The organism is Actinokineospora sp. PR83, from assembly GCF_021056305.1.
Classification (GTDB): Bacteria; Actinomycetota; Actinomycetes; order Mycobacteriales; family Pseudonocardiaceae; genus Actinokineospora; species Actinokineospora spheciospongiae.
The window spans coordinates 12,711-28,326 of the sequence record NZ_JAJCXD010000083.1; the positions used below are offsets into that span (position 1 = coordinate 12,711).

The following is a 15,616-nucleotide window of genomic DNA, read 5'->3' on the forward strand; positions in this document are numbered from 1 at the left end:
GTGGGCATGACGATCCGGACCTCGCTGCTCACCCTGGCCGTGGTCGCCACCACCGGGCTGGTCCCGGCGACGGCGGTGCCCGACGTCCGGGACGTGGCGGTGGCGGTCACCGCGAGCGAACCGGTGTACTCGTACCCGGGCGCGGTCCGCGAGGCGGTGTGGGTCGACACCGGGCTGACCGCGCCGGACGGGCAGCGGGTGCGGGTCGCCGCGGACGTCATCCGGCCGTCGGACGCGCCGGGCCGGGTGCCGGTGATCATGGACGCCAGCCCGTACTACCTGTCGCTGGGGCGCGGCAACGAGAGCCAGCGCAAGACCTACGACAGCGCGGGCAGGCCGACGTCGTTCCCGCTGTTCCTGGACAACTACTTCGTGCCGCGCGGGTACGCGGTGGTGCAGGTCGACCTGGCGGGCACCGGCCGCTCGACCGGCTGCGTGGACGTCGGCGGACCCGCGGACATCACCTCGGCCAAGGCCGTCGTGGACTGGCTCAACGGCCGCGCCGCGGGCTACTCGGCGGCGACCGGCGGCACGCCCGTTCCCGCGTCGTGGTCCACCGGCGCGGTCGGCATGATCGGCAAGTCCTGGGACGGCACGGTCGCCAACGGCGTCGCCGCGACCGGGGTGGCGGGGCTGCGCACCATCGTGCCCATCGCCGCCATCAGCTCCTGGTACGACTACTACCGGGCCACCGGCGCCACCTTCCCCGCCGGCGACCCGGCGGGCCTGGCCCGGGTCGTGGAGAACGCGCGGGGCGCCGCGGGCTGCGCGTCGGTGAAGTCCGCCCTGACCGCGGGCGCCCCCGCCAGCGGCGACCTGACCCCGATGTGGCGGGCGCGCGACTACGTGGCCGGGGCGGCGAACGTCCGGGCGAGCGTGTTCGCGGTGCACGGCCTCAACGACCTCAACGTGAAGGCGCTGAACTTCGGCCAGTGGTGGTCGGCGCTGCCCGCGTCGGTGGAGCGCAAGGTCTGGCTGTCGCAGACCGGCCACGTCGACCCGTTCGACTTCCGCCGCGCCGCCTGGGTCGACGCCCTGCACCGCTGGTTCGACCACTACCTGCTGGGCCTGGACAACGGCGTGCAGGACGAGCCGCGGTCCACGGTGGAGACCGCCCCCGACGTCTGGCGCGACGACCCCGCCTGGCCGGTGCCCACCACCCCGACCACGCTGCGCCCCACCCCCGGCACCACCGCGGGCGTCGGCACCCTCGGCACGCCGACCCCTGCCTCCGGCACCACGGCGTCCTTCACCGACAACCGCAGCGACGAGTACACCTGGATCACCAACCCCACCGCAACGTCGTCGGCCCGCGTCCTCTACCGCACGGCCCCGCTGGCCACCGAGGCCCGCATCTCCGGCACCCCGTCGATCACGATCACCGCCACCCCCTCCACCACGGCGGCCCGCCTCACCGCGGTCCTGGTCGACTACGGCCCCACCACCACCCGAGCCGCCCGCGACCCCGGCGAGGGCATCGCCAACCTCACCACCCGCTCCTGCTGGGGGCCGACGACCCCGGCGGACAGCTCCTGCTACCTCGACACCAGGACCACCACCACGACCAGCCAGCAGACCGTCATCGCCCGCGGCTGGGCCGACCTGGGCCACCACGCGGGCCTGGACTCCCGCCGCACCCTGACCCCGGGCACCCCGTACGCGATCACCTTCCCGCTGGCCACGACCGACTACACGCTCAAGCCCGGCCACCGCCTGGCCCTGGTCATCGGCAGCACGGACAGCCCCTACATCACCCCGGCGGGCACCAACCCGCGGCTGGCGGTCGACCTGGGCAAGACCTCGCTGCGACTGCCCCTCCAGGGCTCGGTCTGACGGCGACTACCCTGCCCGCCGTGCGCTTCGTGCTTGCCTCCCAGTCCCCCGCCCGGCTCGGCGTGCTCAGGGCCGCCGGGATCGACCCCGTCGTCCGGGTGTCCGGTGTGGACGAGGACGCCGTGGCGGCCGGGTTGGTGGACCCGGCGCCGGAGGCGCTGGTGGTGGCGCTGGCCGAGGCGAAGGTGCGCGCCGTGCTGGCTGACATCGCCGCCGAGCACCCGGAGGCCGTCGTCGTCGGCTGCGACTCGATGCTGCACTTCGACGGGGAGATGGTCGGCAAGCCCGGCAGCGCCGAGGTGGCCGCCGAGCGGTGGCGGCGGATGGCGGGCCGGTCCGGTGACCTGCTGACCGGGCACACCGTCGTCCGGTTGGCGGGCGGGGAGGTGGTGGGCACCGCGAGCGCCACCGAGACCACCACCGTCCACTTCGACGCCCCCACCCCCGCCGAGGTCGACACCTACGTGGCCACCGGCGAACCGCTCCAGGTCGCGGGGGCCTTCACCCTCGACGGCCTGGGCGGGTGGTTCGTGCGGCGGATCGAGGGCGACCCGTCCAGCGTCATCGGGATCAGCCTGCCGCTGACCCGCGCGCTGCTCGCCGAGGTCGGCGTCAGCGTCACCGACCTCTGGCGCTGACCGGCTCACGGGCAGGCGCGCAGGGCGGAGGCGGTGACCTCCACCGCCGGGTAGCCGGGTAGCTGCTCCGGTCTCGCATAGGTCCGCGTGCAGCCCTGCTCGTCCCCGGCGAGGGTGAAGACCTGCACGAACACCCGCGGGCACGCCTTGTCGCACTGCACCGCGAGGACCTCCGCGGCACCGTCACCGTTGACGTCGCCCAGCGACAACGACCCGGCGGCGGAGTGGAAGGCCTTGTTCACCGGGCTCCACTTGCCCGAGCGGCCCACGATGACCTGCCCCACCACCCCGCGCTCCCCGCCACCGCGGACCAGGCAGGCGGAGATGCCCGCGGCCTGGCAGACCAGCGAGTCCGGACCCAGGGTGACCTGCGACTCGGTCACGGTGACCTCGATGACCTGGCTGGTCGTCGGGCCGCCGATGCGCACCCGGCCGGACACCCCGCCCGGGTCGCCGATCAGGTCCAGGTAGGTGCTGCCGACGACGGCGCGGCCCAGCACCTGGCACGCCTCGCCGGGGCGGCAGCCGTCCGGCCCGATCGCGTCGGTGGGAACCGGCTCCACCGGTGGCGGCGAGGTGGTGTCCGCGACCGGGTGGCCCGCGCCGCGGTCGCGCAGCAGCGCGGCACCGCCCAGGGCCGCCGCGACGACCAGCGCGCACAGCAACGCCGTCAGAACCACGCCCCGGGGGACACGCCGACCCGCCAAGTTGTCACCCCCGCCGCAAAACCCGATGTCGGGGACCATTATCCGCGATTGTGGGCGTTCTCTCGGTCCCCGAACGGCCCCGTATCCGTAAACTCCCGGGCAGCCCGCGCGAATCAAGGAGGAACGGCGTGTCCGAGTCGAAGGCGCTGAGCAAGGTTCTCATCGCCAACCGGGGCGAGATCGCCGTCCGGGTCATCCGTGCCTGTCAGGACGCCGGCCTCACCAGCGTCGCCGTCTACGCCGACCCGGACCGCGACGCGCTCTTCGTCCGGCTGGCCGACGAGGCGTTCGCCCTCGGCGGCAACACCCCGGGCGAGAGCTACCTGTCGATCGACAAGGTGCTCGACGCGGCGAAGCGCGCGGGCGCGGACTCGGTCCACCCCGGCTACGGCTTCCTGTCCGAGAACGCCGAGTTCGCCCAGGCCGTCATCGACGCCGGGCTGACCTGGATCGGCCCGGACCCGCAGGCCATCCGCGACCTCGGCGACAAGGTGACCGCCCGGCACATCGCCATGCGCGCGGGCGCCCCGCTGGTGCCCGGCACCAAGGAGCCGGTCGGCGGCGCCGAGGAGATCATCGCCTTCGCCGAGGAGCACGGGCTGCCGGTGGCGATCAAGGCGGCGTTCGGCGGCGGCGGCCGCGGCCTCAAGGTCGCCCGCACCATCGAGGAGATCCCCGAGCTGTTCGACTCCGCGGTGCGCGAGGCGGTCACCGCCTTCGGCCGCGGCGAGTGCTTCGTCGAGCTGTACCTGGACAAGCCCCGGCACGTCGAGGCGCAGGTGCTGGCGGACAAGCACGGCAACGTCGTCGTGGTCGGCACCCGCGACTGCTCGCTGCAGCGCCGCCACCAGAAGCTGGTCGAGGAGGCGCCCGCGCCGTTCCTGACCGACGAGCAGCGCGCCCAGATCCACACCTCGGCCAAGGCCATCTGCAAGGAGGCGGGCTACTCCGGCGCGGGCACCGTCGAGTACCTCGTCGGCGCCAACGGCGCGATCTCCTTCCTGGAGGTCAACACCCGCCTGCAGGTGGAGCACCCGGTCTCGGAGGAGACCGCGGGTGTCGACCTGGTGCTGGAGCAGTTCCGCATCGCCGCGGGCGAGCCGCTGCGGTTCACCGAGGACCCCACCCCGCGCGGGCACTCGATCGAGTTCCGGATCAACGGCGAGGACGCCGGTCGCGGCTTCCTGCCCGCCCCCGGCACGGTCACCACCTGGGCGGCCCCGGACGGCCCCGGCGTGCGGGTGGACTCCGGGGTGGAGTCCGGCACCGTCATCGGCGGGCAGTTCGACTCGCTGCTGGCCAAGGTCATCGTCACCGGCGCCGACCGCGACCAGGCGCTGGCCCGGTCCCGCCGCGCGCTCGACGAGCTGGTCGTGGAGGGCATGGCCACGGTCGTGCCGTTCCACCGGGCGATCGTCCGCGACCCCGCCTTCATCGGCGACGGCGAGAAGTTCACCGTGCACACCCGGTGGATCGAGACCGAGTTCGACAACACCATCGAGCCGTTCACCGGGGGCGCGGAGGCCACCGAGGACGAGCCGAGGCAGAACGTGGTCGTCGAGGTCGGCGGCCGTCGGCTGGAGGTGTCGCTGCCGGGCAACCTGGCGGTGGGCACCGGCGGTGGCGGCGCGGCGGCCAAGGCCAAGCCGCGCAAGCGCGCGGGCGGCAAGGCGGGCGCGGCGGCCTCGGGTGACGCGGTGGCGGCGCCGATGCAGGGCACCATCGTCAAGATCGCCGTCGAGGACGGGCAGGCCGTCGAGGCGGGCGACCTGGTCGTGGTGCTCGAGGCGATGAAGATGGAGAACCCGGTGACCGCGCACAAGTCGGGCACCGTGACCGGCCTCGGCGTCAACCAGGGCGAGACGGTGACCACGGGTTCGGTCATCTGCGAGATCAAGGACTGATCGACCCGTGGGGTCCCGGCCATGACGGGGCAGGGTCGGGACGCGGAGATCCGGATCAGCGCCGCCGAGCGGGACGAGGCGGTGCGGATGCTGGCGACGCACCTGTCGACCGGCAGGTTGGAGTTGGCGGAGTACGAGTTCCGCCGCGTGCGCGCGGGTGCCGCGCGCACGCGGGCGGAGGTCGACTCGCTGTTCGCCGACCTGCCGGACCCGCACCCGGACCTGACCGGCGCGGTCAGCCCGGGGCGGGTGCCGCGCTCCTCGGCGCGGACCGCGGCCACCGGCGGGAGCGGGCTGGTGGCGACACCGCTGAGCGAGGCGCTGAGCACGCTGTGCGCGCTGACGCTGCTGCTGGGCATCCCGGGCTCGATCGTGCTCACGGTGTTCACCGGCGCCTGGTGGACGATCGTGGTCGCGGTGCTCGTCACGATCGTCTCCGGCACGCTGGAGGAAGCGGCCAAACGCCGACCCTGAGAACGGGCTCAGGTGGTCAGGCCCGCTTTTTGCGTACCATCGACCGGGTGAGCGACTTCGAGCCTTCCGGGATGCGCGTCGGCAACGCCGAGCGCGAGGACGCGCTCCGCTTGCTGGGCGAGCACATGAGCGCGGGCAGGCTCGACGTCGACGAGTACGGCGAGCGCACCGCGCGGGTCACCACCGCCAAGACCCGGGGTGACCTGGTCGCCCTGTTCAGCGACCTGCCCGCCCCGAAGCCCTCCTTCCTCACCGCGCCGCCCGCGGCCATGCCGCCGCCACCGCCGGTGCGCTGGGAGCGGATCCGCAACTCCTCGGGTGCGCTGGTGCCCGTGGTGGTGCTGGGCGTGATCGCCGCGCTCGTGCTGTCCCGGGGGATCGCCCTCCCGGTGGTGATCGTCCTGCTGGTGCTGTTCTTCAACTCGCGGCGGCCGGGTGGCCGCGGGTGGTCCGCCGACCAGCACCGCTTCCACCACCGCCACCGCGGGCGCGACTGGGACGACCGCCGCGGCCGCTGGCACTGACCGCTCCGGGGCAGTTGTCCACAGCGCGGATCGCCGCCGTGACCGGGTTGTCCACAGGTGGAGCCGTTCCAGTCCCGGGTGTCGCCCGGACGCGCTAGCGTTGCCCGTGTGGAACCGGTGGAGATCAACGCGGGCAGGTACTACCTGCGCGCGCTGCGGGCGGACCGGCTGATCGACGACCGGCCCGCGCTGGTCGCGGGTCTGGCCGACCCGGAGTGCGCGCGGTGGCTGACGCACGTCTCCGTCTCGACCCTCGCCGAAGCGGGCGCGTACGTGGCCAAGCGGGCGCGCTCCTGGGCGGAGGAGACCCGGTTCTCCTGGGCGGTGGCCGAGCCGACGACCGGCGCCTTCCTGGGCGAGGTGCTGCTCAAGGACCTCGACCTGGACTCCGGGTTGGCCGAGGCGGGCTGCTGGGCGGTCCCGGAGGCCCGTGGCCGGGGGATGACCACCGAGGCGCTGGGCGCGGTGCTGCGGTTCGGCTTCGGCGCGCTGGACCTCAAGGAGGTCGGCTACAAGCACTCCCCCGGCAACACCGCTTCGCGCCGGGTGGCCGAGAAGCTGGGCTTCACCCCCGTCGCGGAGACGGCGGAGGTGAGCGAGCTGGTCCTGCGCAACCCGCGGGCGGGGTGAGCCGTTGCCCGGAGTGGAACGGCGGAAAGCCCGCGGGTTACGGAACTGGGCCGCGTCGGTGCACGTCTATGACATGACACAGTAATGGTCGAATCCGAGGGTGCGCACTCGCTAGAGTTGTCACCCCACAGGCAGTGACGGGAGGCGTCGTGGCACCAGGCAACAACGGGCACGGGCAGGGCGGCGGCCAGGGGGGCCTGCCGGGCAACCCGCTCGACGTGCTGAACGTGGCGCCCGAGGCGGTGCCCGGGCTGCGCGCCGCCTTCACCGCCGCGCTGTCGCGCATCGACGGCGAGCTGGGCCTCGACGACATCGGCCTGCGGGTCGAGCCGTGGGCCAAGGACCCGGTCAGCGCGGAGGCGGCCACCGCGGTCAACGGCCTCACCGCCGACGACCAGGAGCGGGCCGCACTGCTGGCGCTGCGCACCTTCCGCGCCCAGCTGGACACGGCGGTGCACAACCTGGACAAGATCACCGAGCAGTACCGGCTGCTCGAAGAGGACAACTCCGCGACCGTCACGCAGAAGGGGTCGCAGGGTTAAGCACCCGCGGCACTCGGGCGAGGGATCAGGCAGGGCGAGGGGACGGGCATGACCGAGCAGGCCACCACCACGACGGACGAAGCCAAGCGCTGGCGCGGCTTCACCCACGAAGAGCTGTACCGGATGCTGCACGACGGCCCCGGCGCCCCGGCGTCGGCCGACCCGTCGCGGCGCTGGGCGGCCATCGCCGCCGCGCTGACCGAGGTCGGTCAGGACCTGGGCGAGACCCTGGGCGCCACCGGCAGCCAGTGGGTCGGTCGCGCGGCCGGTGCCGCCTACGACAAGCTCGCCCCGCTCGCGGCGTGGGCGCAGTCCAGCGCGGTCGAGGCCGGGAACATGCGCCTCGTGGTGGAGAACCAGGGCGACCACATCGCCAAGGCGCGCGCGGAGATGCCCGCCCCCGAGGACGTGCCCAGCCAGCAGCCCGACCCGACCGCCGCCCCGGCGCTGGCGGTCGTCGGCGTGCAGACCGACGCCGAGCCGATCGAGGCCGCGCAGTCCGCAGGCGAGCAGACCGCGTTCGAGGTGATGGCCGCCTACGAGCTGAACACCACCACGAACCTGGCCGCGGTCGTCGGCTTCACCAAGCCCGCCGCCCTGCTCGACTCCGGCACCCTGCACCACAACCGCGGCGAGGGCGTCGACGGCCTCACCCACTCCGCGTCGTTCTCCGGCACCCTGAACACCCCGGCCTCCGAGCAGGGCACCGCGCACCGCCCCACCCACACCGTCGGCGGCCCGCACGGCGGCGGCCACGGCAACGTCCACGTGGGCGGCCACGGCCCGAGCCAGGGCACGGGCCTGTCCCACGCGGGGGGCTTCCAGCGCACCCCGTTCACCCCCCGCGCCCCGCTGGGCCCCGGCATGCAGGTGGGCACCGTCCCGACGGGCGAGGTCGGCTTCTCCACGCCGGTCACCGGTTCCACCCCCGGCGCGAAGGACCGCGAGCGCAGCCGCTCCACCAACAACGTCGGCACGGCCGCCCCGGGCAACCCCGCCACCCACCGCGCCCCCGGCATCGGCGGCGGCAGCGGGATGCCCGGCATGCCCGGCTTCGGCGGCGACGACTTCAACACCGCGGGCGCGGCCACCGCGGCGGGCACCGCTGCCCCCGGCAGCATGAACCCCGGCGCGGGGGCGGGCGCCCCCATGGCAGGCGGCGCGGGCGGCATGGGCACGGGCTCCGACAACCGCATGGCCCCCCGCCGCTTCGGCACCGAGGCCCTCGGCTCCAGCCAGTGGTTCGGCGACGCGGCGGAGTCGGTGGCGAACGGCACGGGCACCAACCCCAACGACCGCCAGGTGGGCGGCCGCAGACGCGACCTGAGCCAGACCGAGCAGAACATCGTCGAGTCCCACGACATCAACGGCGAAGACTTCCACCTCCCGCCGGGCGTCATCGGGGGCTGACCCCCGTTGACGGCACCAACCCCCCTCTTCGTCGAATTCGAGGGCCGACCCCCCATCACCCTGTCGGCCCTCGAATTCGACGTGCTCACCGACCACTTGGGAATCGACCCACTCCCCCTGGTCCTCAAAGTCCCCTCCCCCGGCAGGACCACCCGGGAACGCGCCACCCTGGTGGCCCAAGCCTGGCAATCCCTCGCCCACCGAGGTCTGGGCGGCCCCGTGGACGTCGACCCCCGCACCGAATCCCTCCTGTGGCTCCTGCCCCGCCCGGACCGAGAGGTCGACGCCCGCCTCTGGCACGGCGCCCCCATCCGCGCCCTGGCAGCCACCACCGGCGACAAGGCGGTCCTGGCCGTCCTCCGGGACAACCAGCTCACCCTCACCGAAGCCGAACCCACCGGTCTGCCCCGCCACGCCCTCTCCGTCCTCCCGCCCCACCCCCCGGGCCCCGGCCACTCCGTGCCCCTCCCCGCCCCGGCACTGGAAGCGGCCGCCAAGGACCCCCACCTCGAGTTCGCCAAAGCCCTGCACGCCCAAGGCATCCGCCCCGCAGACGCCACCACCCTGGCCGACATGATCACCGAGGTCACCGCCCACGGCCGCCTGGGCACAGCAACCCGAGACCGCTGGGGCAAGCGCCACCGCACCCCCACGGTCATCAGCTACTTCGACACCCCCCAGGGCCGCTACCTCCAAACCCGCCGCCCCTCCCCCGACGGCACCCCCTGGGCCACGATCTCCCCCTCCACCCCCAGGAACCTCCTCCACCAGGTCACCGAACTCCTGGACCAGAGCCAGAACCGACCACAGTAGACACACCCCACCCACCGGCAGCCTGCCAACCCGCCACGCCGAACCCCACCGGCGGCTTGACCGCCAGCCACCCGCAACCCCCGCGGGCGCAGCGAAAACCAGCCACCCCACCAACCGCCGGCCCGGCTACGCAGACGCTCGGGTGGGTGGATTTGCTTGGGTGGGGGAGCCGATCATGTGCAAGCCTGCCTGGGCTGTGGGGCATCTCTTCAGCCCCACTCGGTCACACTGGGCACATGATCGGCGTAGGGGCCCCGCCCAAGCAGATCCACCCACCCGGGCACGCCCCCAAAAATCCCGGGCTTTGATAAGCAGGCACGGCCGAGCAGATCCACCCGGACACCGAATCGCCCGGCGATCGACAACGACGCAACCAGGCCCGAGCCCGCTAGATCACCGGCTCCAGCAGGTACGGCCGGGACTCAGGCGCAGCCGACCGAGTCGCATCCGCAGCCTCATCCCCGGGCAACGTCTGCGAGTCCCGCTCAGCCTCCACCCGAGCCAGGTAGATCTCCACTTCCCGCTTCCGCTCGGCCTCGTCCCACCCGAGCACCCCACCCATCAACTCAGCCACCTGCTCCGCGCAGGCAACCCCCCGGTGCGGGTACTCGATGGAGATCCGCGTCCGCCGAGCCAACGCGTCCTCCAGGTGCAGCGCCCCCTCGTGACTGGCCGCGTAGACGATCTCAGCCCGCAGGTAGTCGGGCGCCTCCTCCACCGGCTTCAACAGGTCCGGGTCGGACTCGGCCAGCGCCAGCACCTCGTGCACCAGCGACCCGTACCGGTCCAGCAGGTGCCGCACCCGGTACGGGTGCACCCCGTGCCGGGTGGCCAGCAGATCCGCCTGGTTGACCAGCGCGTGGTACCCGTCGGCGCCCAACAGCGGCACCTGGTCGGTGATCGAGGGCCGCAGCCGCCCGGGCAGGTCGACCGCGGCCGCGTCCACCGCGTCGGCGGCCATGACCCGGTAGGTCGTGTACTTGCCCCCGGCGATGGCGACCAGCCCGGGGGCGACCCGGGCCACGGCGTGCTCGCGGGAGAGCTTGGAACTCTCCTCGCTCTCCCCGGCCAGCAGTGGCCGCAACCCCGCGTACACGCCCTCGATGTCGTCGTGGGTCAGCGGGGTCGCCAGCACCGAGTTGACGTGGTCGAGGATGTAGTCGATGTCCTTCTTCGTCGCCGCCGGGTGGGCCAGGTCGAGGTTCCAGTCCGTGTCGGTCGTTCCCACGATCCAGTGGTTGCGCCACGGGATGACGAACAGCACCGACTTCTCCGTGCGCAGGATCAGCCCGGTGTCCTCGGCGACGATCCGGTCCCGGGGCACGACGATGTGCACGCCCTTGCTCGCCCGGACCCGGAACCGCCCGCGCGACCCGGAGGCGCGCTGCAACTCGTCGGTCCACACGCCGGTGCAGTTGATGACCACCCCGGCCCGCACGTCGACCGACTCGCCGCCCTCGGCGTCGCGCACCCGGACCCCGGTGACCCGGTCGGCCTCGTGCAGGAAGTCGACCACCTGGGTGGAGGTGCGGACCACGGCGCCGTAGTGCGCGGCCGTGCGGGCGACCGTCATCGTGTGCCGGGCGTCGTCGGCCTGCGCGTCGTAGTAGCGGATGCCGCCGATCAACGCGTCCCGCTTGAGCGAGGGGATCAGGCGCAGCGCGCCCGCGCGGCTGAGGTGCTTCTGCCCGGGAACCGAGCGGGCGCCGCCCATGGAGTCGTAGAGGAACAGCCCGGCGGCGGTGTACGGGCGCTCCCACACCCGGTGGCGCAGCGGGTACAGGAAGCTCACCGGTTTCACCAGGTGCGGGGCGAGCCGGGTCAGCATCAGCTCCCGCTCCCGCAGCGCCTCGCGGACCAACCCGAACTCCAGTTGCTCCAGGTAGCGCAGGCCGCCGTGGAACAGCTTGCTGGAGCGGCTCGACGTGCCGGAGGCCAGGTCGCGGGCCTCCACCAGGGCCACCCGCAGGCCCCGGGTGGCTGCGTCGAGCGCGGCACCGGCGCCGACGACGCCACCGCCGACCACCACCACGTCGAAGGTCTCCGAGCCCAGCCTGCGCCACGCCTCGGCGCGGTCGGCGGGGCCGAGGCCACCGGCGTCGGTGTCCGGTGTGGATCGGCTGGTCGGCTCGTCGGCCATGGTCTGGCTCCTGCTCTCCCACCATCGGAATCGGACATCACCAACGCTACCTGCGACACGCGCACACCGCGCGCAATCCTCCCCGCGGAAGCAGTGCAGAGCGCCACACGTGCCATGGACAGCAGCCCGTACTTGGCGGTAGCGTCCGATCTCGCTCAGGGTAGGCACCGCGGCCGGCCCGACCGGTTTGGCATGTGGGCCGCCCCCGTCGAGGGGAGTCCGGTCGGTGGGTTTCGGGGAGATCGTCCTCTGGGAGTTGATGGGCACCGCCGCGCTGACGCTGCTCGGTTGCGGTGTCGTCGCCAACACGGTGCTGCGCAAGTCGCTCGGGTTCCAGGGCGGCTGGCTGCTGGTCAACATGGGCTGGGGCATGGCCGTGTTCATCGGCGCCAGCATCGCCGCGCCCACCGGGGCGCACCTGAACCCGGCGGTCACCGTCGGGCTGCTCAGCGCGGGCAAGCTGCCCTGGGGCGACGTCCCCGCGTACCTGATCGGTGAGCTGGTGGGCGCCTTCCTCGGCGCCGTGCTGTGCTGGCTGACCTACAAGCTCCAGTTCGACGACCACGACGAGCCGGAGGGCACCCTGGGCATCTTCGCCACCGGGCCCACCGTGCGGAACCTGCCGTGGAACGTGCTCACCGAGGTCATCGGCACCTTCGTGCTGGTCCTGTGGATCCTGACCAGCCCGGCGGCCAAGGCCGGGGAGGACGGCGTGCCCGCCTTCGGCAACGGCGCGCTGGGCTACGCGGCGGTGATGTTCGTGGTCATCGGCATCGGCAACTCCCTCGGCGGCCCCACCGGCTACGCCATCAACCCGGCGCGCGACCTCGGCCCGCGGCTGGCCTACGCGGTGCTGCCGATCAAGGGCAAGGGCGGCGCCGACTGGGGGTACTCCTGGGTGCCGGTGGTCGGGCCGCTCGTCGGCGCGGTGCTGGCGGGCCTGCTGTTCCAGGTCTTGCCCCAGGCCGCCTGACCGAGAGACCGTCCTCCCCCAGCGACTGAAAGGCTGACCCAGCAGATGACCACGTACGTCGCCGCGATCGACCAGGGCACCACCTCCACCCGTTGCATGATCTTCAGCCACGCGGGCGAGGTGGTCGCGGTCGACCAGCGCGAACACGAGCAGATCTTCCCCAGGGCGGGGTGGGTCGAGCACAACCCGGCCGAGGTGTGGGAGAACACCAGGGCGGTGGCCGCGGGCGCGCTGGCCAAGGCCGACCTGACCGCGGCCGACATCGCCGCGGTGGGCATCACCAACCAGCGCGAGACCGCGGTGGTGTGGGACCGCAAGACCGGCAAGCCGGTCCACAACGCCATCGTCTGGCAGGACACCCGCACCGACCGGATCGCCACCGAGCTGGGCAACCTGGGCGGCGGTCAGGAGCGCTACCGGCAGAAGACGGGGCTGCCGCTGGCCACCTACTTCTCCGGGCCCAAGGTCAAGTGGATCCTCGACAACGTCGAGGGCGCCAGGGAGCGGGCCGAGGCGGGCGACCTGCTGTTCGGCAACATGGACACCTGGGTGCTGTGGAACATGACCGGCGGCGTCGACGGCGGCCTGCACGTCACCGACCCCACCAACGCCTCCCGCACGCTGCTGATGGACCTGTCCACCCTGTCCTGGGACGCCGACATCGCCGCGGAGATGGGCATCCCGCTGTCGATGCTGCCGGAGATCCGCTCCTCCTCGGAGGTCTACGGCAAGGTGCGCGAGCGCGGCGCGCTGGCGGGCGTGCCCATCGCGGGCATCCTGGGCGACCAGCAGGCGGCCACCTTCGGCCAGGCCTGCCTGTCGCCGGGCGAGGCCAAGAACACCTACGGCACCGGCAACTTCGTGCTGCTCAACACCGGCACCGAGCAGGTGATGAGCGAGAACGGCCTGCTCACCACGGTCTGCTACAAGATCGGCGACAACGCCCCGGTGTACGCGCTGGAGGGCTCGATCGCGGTCACCGGCTCCCTGGTGCAGTGGATCCGCGACAACCTGGGCATGATCGGCAGCGCGGCCGAGATCGAGGAGCACGCCCGGTCGGTGCGGGACAACGGCGGCTGCTACTTCGTCCCCGCGTTCTCCGGCCTGTTCGCCCCCTACTGGCGCTCGGACGCGCGCGGCGCGATCGTCGGCCTCACCCGCTTCGTCAACAAGGGCCACCTGGCCCGCGCGGTCCTGGAGGCCACGGCCTACCAGAGCCGCGAGGTGATCGAGGCGATGAACGCCGACTCCGGCGTCCCCCTCAAGTCGCTGAAGGTCGACGGCGGGATGGTGGTCAACGAGCTGCTGATGCAGTTCCAGGCCGACATCCTGGGCGTGCCGGTCATCCGCCCGGTGGTCGCGGAGACCACCGCCCTGGGCGCCGCCTACGCCGCGGGCCTCGCGGTCGGCTTCTGGGCGGGCGAGGACGACATCCGCACCAACTGGGCCAAGGACAAGGAGTGGACCCCGTCGCTGGACGAGGCGGAGCGGGAGAAGACCTTCAAAAAGTGGAAGAAGGCCGTCACCCGCACCTTCGACTGGGTCGAGGACGACGACTGACCTCAGTTCAAGACCTCTCGGACGATGCCCGGGAACGCGAGGGTCGGGATGCGAACCCGGCCCTAGATGTGCACGAGAACGTTCACCAGGATCAGGACCAGGATCACCAGCACGGCCAGGATGCTCACGGCGAAGGCGGCGATGGCAGGCGTCTTGTTGCCCATGGCGCCCTTGTTCGCCTTCGCCAGACCGATGCTGGAGAACACCACGCCCGCGGCCACGAGGGCGAGGGTGAAGACCGCCGGGACCGGCAGGAGGAGCAGGAACACCATTCCCAGCCCGGTGCACCCGAGCCCGACGAACGCGTGGACGTTGATCGGGGCGGGCATCGGACCACCCGGGTACCGGCCGTACTGCTGCGGGTGGCCTGGCCCCCACTGCGGCGGGTACTGCGGCCCGCCCTGGGGGAAGTGACCGGGCTGCGGCGGGTACCCGGGCTGCGGCTGACCACCGGGTGGCTGCGGGAAACCTGGCTGCGGGAAGCCGGGTTGCGGGAAGCCGCCCGACTGCGGGTACCCCGGCTGCTGCGGGTGGCCGCCCTGCTGCGGTGACCCCTGCGGGTGGCCCGGCTGGGGGAAAGGACCTGACTGGGGCGGGACGCCCGGGTACTGGCCGGGGTGGGGCTGGTTCACAGGTGTGCTCTCCGGTGCCGTGGGGCTTTCACCGGATGATCGCGCACCGTGGTGGGAACGTGAGGGGTGGGTGGCCCGGGGACCGTTCGCTCACCGGCACCCGGGGCGCAGCGTTTCGCGCTCCGACACGCTCTTCGGGACCTGGCCGATCCCCCCGCAGCGCGGGCAGAAATCGCGGCGGTTCGGGGCGAGGCCCGATCCCAGGCACTCCGGGCACTCCGACCGAGCAGACATGGTGGCCTCCAGCACGACCTGTGGCGCAACAGGACCACTATGAGTACCGCTTCCATCCAGTGGTGACCAGACTAGACGATCTCTTTCACCCGATCTTGCTAAAAATGGCGACTCTCGGCAACGGTTAGCTGATCCACAACAACACAGTGTCGCCCCCGGCCGCCGCCGCGGTGAACAGCTCCACCAGTCCCCGGTAGGCGCCGCCGAGGTAGGCGAGGTCCTCCTCGGGGTCCTCCCAGACCATCGGGTAGACGCCCGCCCCGGTGAGTTCCGCCGGGTCGAAGTGGGCGGCGAGCAGGTCGAACGGCGTCGCCGACAGGTGCGCGGCGATGGCCGCGACCCGGGTGGGCGGGAACTCCAGCACCGCTTCCTCCGGTGCGGTCCCGGGCGGCCCCGCCAGTTCCGCGCCGCCGAACACCGGGTCCACCGGCGCACCCGAGCGCTCCAGCAGGAACTGAACGCCGTGCCAGGCCTTGTCCGTGTCGAGGACCCGGTCGGCGTACGCCGGGTCGTGGAACAGGCCCAGTACCCAGCCGCGGTCGGACCGGGCGCGGTCGACGTCGGCCGCGGGCAGGCGGATGTAGTAGCCGATCATCCCCACC

General features: G+C 72.8%; 16 protein-coding genes. 12 read left to right on the forward strand and 4 right to left on the reverse strand.

Translation table 11 applies throughout. The features are described from left to right. Positions 1–6: 6 nt before the first annotated feature. Together L6E12_RS26800 and L6E12_RS26805 are read left to right on the forward strand one after the other, a co-directional pair. A complete protein-coding gene (locus L6E12_RS26800; protein ID WP_236230698.1) occupies positions 7–1,833 on the forward strand; it encodes a Xaa-Pro dipeptidyl-peptidase in 1,827 nt (608 codons plus the stop codon). A gap of 20 nt (positions 1,834–1,853) precedes the next feature. Continuing rightward, positions 1,854–2,471, forward strand: coding sequence for a nucleoside triphosphate pyrophosphatase (locus tag L6E12_RS26805; protein ID WP_236230699.1), 618 nt, complete (start codon positions 1,854–1,856; stop codon positions 2,469–2,471). A 5-nt stretch (positions 2,472–2,476) separates the two neighbouring features. Here the strand turns inward: L6E12_RS26805 and L6E12_RS26810 are convergent, their stop codons facing one another. After that, a complete protein-coding gene (locus tag L6E12_RS26810; protein WP_236230700.1) occupies positions 2,477–3,151 on the reverse strand; it encodes a hypothetical protein in 675 nt (224 codons plus the stop codon). 155 nt (positions 3,152–3,306) lie between these two features. On the opposite strand from L6E12_RS26810, the gene L6E12_RS26815 reads away from it, so the two are divergent. The 7 genes from L6E12_RS26815 (at position 3,307) to L6E12_RS26845 (ending at position 9,475) form a co-directional block, all read left to right on the forward strand. Next, positions 3,307–5,082, forward strand: a complete 1,776-nt coding sequence (locus tag L6E12_RS26815; protein ID WP_236230701.1) for a biotin carboxylase N-terminal domain-containing protein — start codon at positions 3,307–3,309, stop codon at positions 5,080–5,082. Positions 5,083–5,103: 21 nt separating this feature from the next. Then, positions 5,104–5,556 (forward strand): DUF1707 domain-containing protein, encoded by a 453-nt coding sequence (locus tag L6E12_RS26820; RefSeq protein WP_236230702.1) that lies wholly within the window; start codon positions 5,104–5,106, stop codon positions 5,554–5,556. Between the two features lie 47 nt (positions 5,557–5,603). Then, positions 5,604–6,080, forward strand: coding sequence for a DUF1707 domain-containing protein (locus L6E12_RS26825; protein WP_236230703.1), 477 nt, complete (start codon positions 5,604–5,606; stop codon positions 6,078–6,080). A 108-nt stretch (positions 6,081–6,188) separates the two neighbouring features. Then, positions 6,189–6,710: a GNAT family N-acetyltransferase gene (locus tag L6E12_RS26830; protein ID WP_236230704.1), complete on the forward strand. Its 522-nt coding sequence runs from the start codon at positions 6,189–6,191 to the stop codon at positions 6,708–6,710. A 149-nt stretch (positions 6,711–6,859) separates the two neighbouring features. Further along, positions 6,860–7,252, forward strand: a complete 393-nt coding sequence (locus tag L6E12_RS26835; RefSeq protein ID WP_236230705.1) for a transcriptional regulator — start codon at positions 6,860–6,862, stop codon at positions 7,250–7,252. Between the two features lie 48 nt (positions 7,253–7,300). Then, positions 7,301–8,662, forward strand: coding sequence for a PPE domain-containing protein (locus L6E12_RS26840; protein ID WP_236230706.1), 1,362 nt, complete (start codon positions 7,301–7,303; stop codon positions 8,660–8,662). Between the two features lie 6 nt (positions 8,663–8,668). Further along, positions 8,669–9,475 carry an ESX secretion-associated protein EspG gene (locus L6E12_RS26845; RefSeq protein ID WP_236230707.1) on the forward strand — a complete coding sequence of 269 codons (807 nt, stop codon included), beginning with the start codon at positions 8,669–8,671 and terminating at the stop codon, positions 9,473–9,475. Positions 9,476–9,863: 388 nt separating this feature from the next. On the opposite strand, the gene L6E12_RS26850 is transcribed toward L6E12_RS26845, so the two are convergent. After that, the gene (locus L6E12_RS26850) at positions 9,864–11,615 is read right to left on the reverse strand and encodes a glycerol-3-phosphate dehydrogenase/oxidase (protein WP_236230708.1); all 1,752 of its coding nucleotides are present in this window, start codon (positions 11,613–11,615) and stop codon (positions 9,864–9,866) included. A gap of 226 nt (positions 11,616–11,841) precedes the next feature. On the opposite strand from L6E12_RS26850, the gene L6E12_RS26855 reads away from it, so the two are divergent. Continuing rightward, a complete protein-coding gene (locus L6E12_RS26855; protein WP_236230709.1) occupies positions 11,842–12,588 on the forward strand; it encodes an MIP/aquaporin family protein in 747 nt (248 codons plus the stop codon). 45 nt (positions 12,589–12,633) lie between these two features. Then, positions 12,634–14,148, forward strand: a complete 1,515-nt coding sequence (gene glpK / locus L6E12_RS26860) for a glycerol kinase GlpK (RefSeq protein ID WP_236230710.1) — start codon at positions 12,634–12,636, stop codon at positions 14,146–14,148. Between the two features lie 62 nt (positions 14,149–14,210). Here glpK and L6E12_RS26865 read toward each other — a convergent pair whose 3' ends face one another. Further along, positions 14,211–14,477, reverse strand: coding sequence for a hypothetical protein (locus L6E12_RS26865; protein WP_236230711.1), 267 nt, complete (start codon positions 14,475–14,477; stop codon positions 14,211–14,213). 33 nt (positions 14,478–14,510) lie between these two features. On the opposite strand from L6E12_RS26865, the gene L6E12_RS26870 reads away from it, so the two are divergent. After that, the gene (locus L6E12_RS26870; protein ID WP_236230712.1) at positions 14,511–14,699 is read left to right on the forward strand and encodes a hypothetical protein; all 189 of its coding nucleotides are present in this window, start codon (positions 14,511–14,513) and stop codon (positions 14,697–14,699) included. A gap of 439 nt (positions 14,700–15,138) precedes the next feature. Here the strand turns inward: L6E12_RS26870 and L6E12_RS26875 are convergent, their stop codons facing one another. After that, complete coding sequence (locus tag L6E12_RS26875) at positions 15,139–15,609, reverse strand: YfbM family protein (RefSeq protein WP_236230723.1); 471 nt, start codon at positions 15,607–15,609, stop codon at positions 15,139–15,141. Positions 15,610–15,616 lie beyond the last annotated feature (7 nt).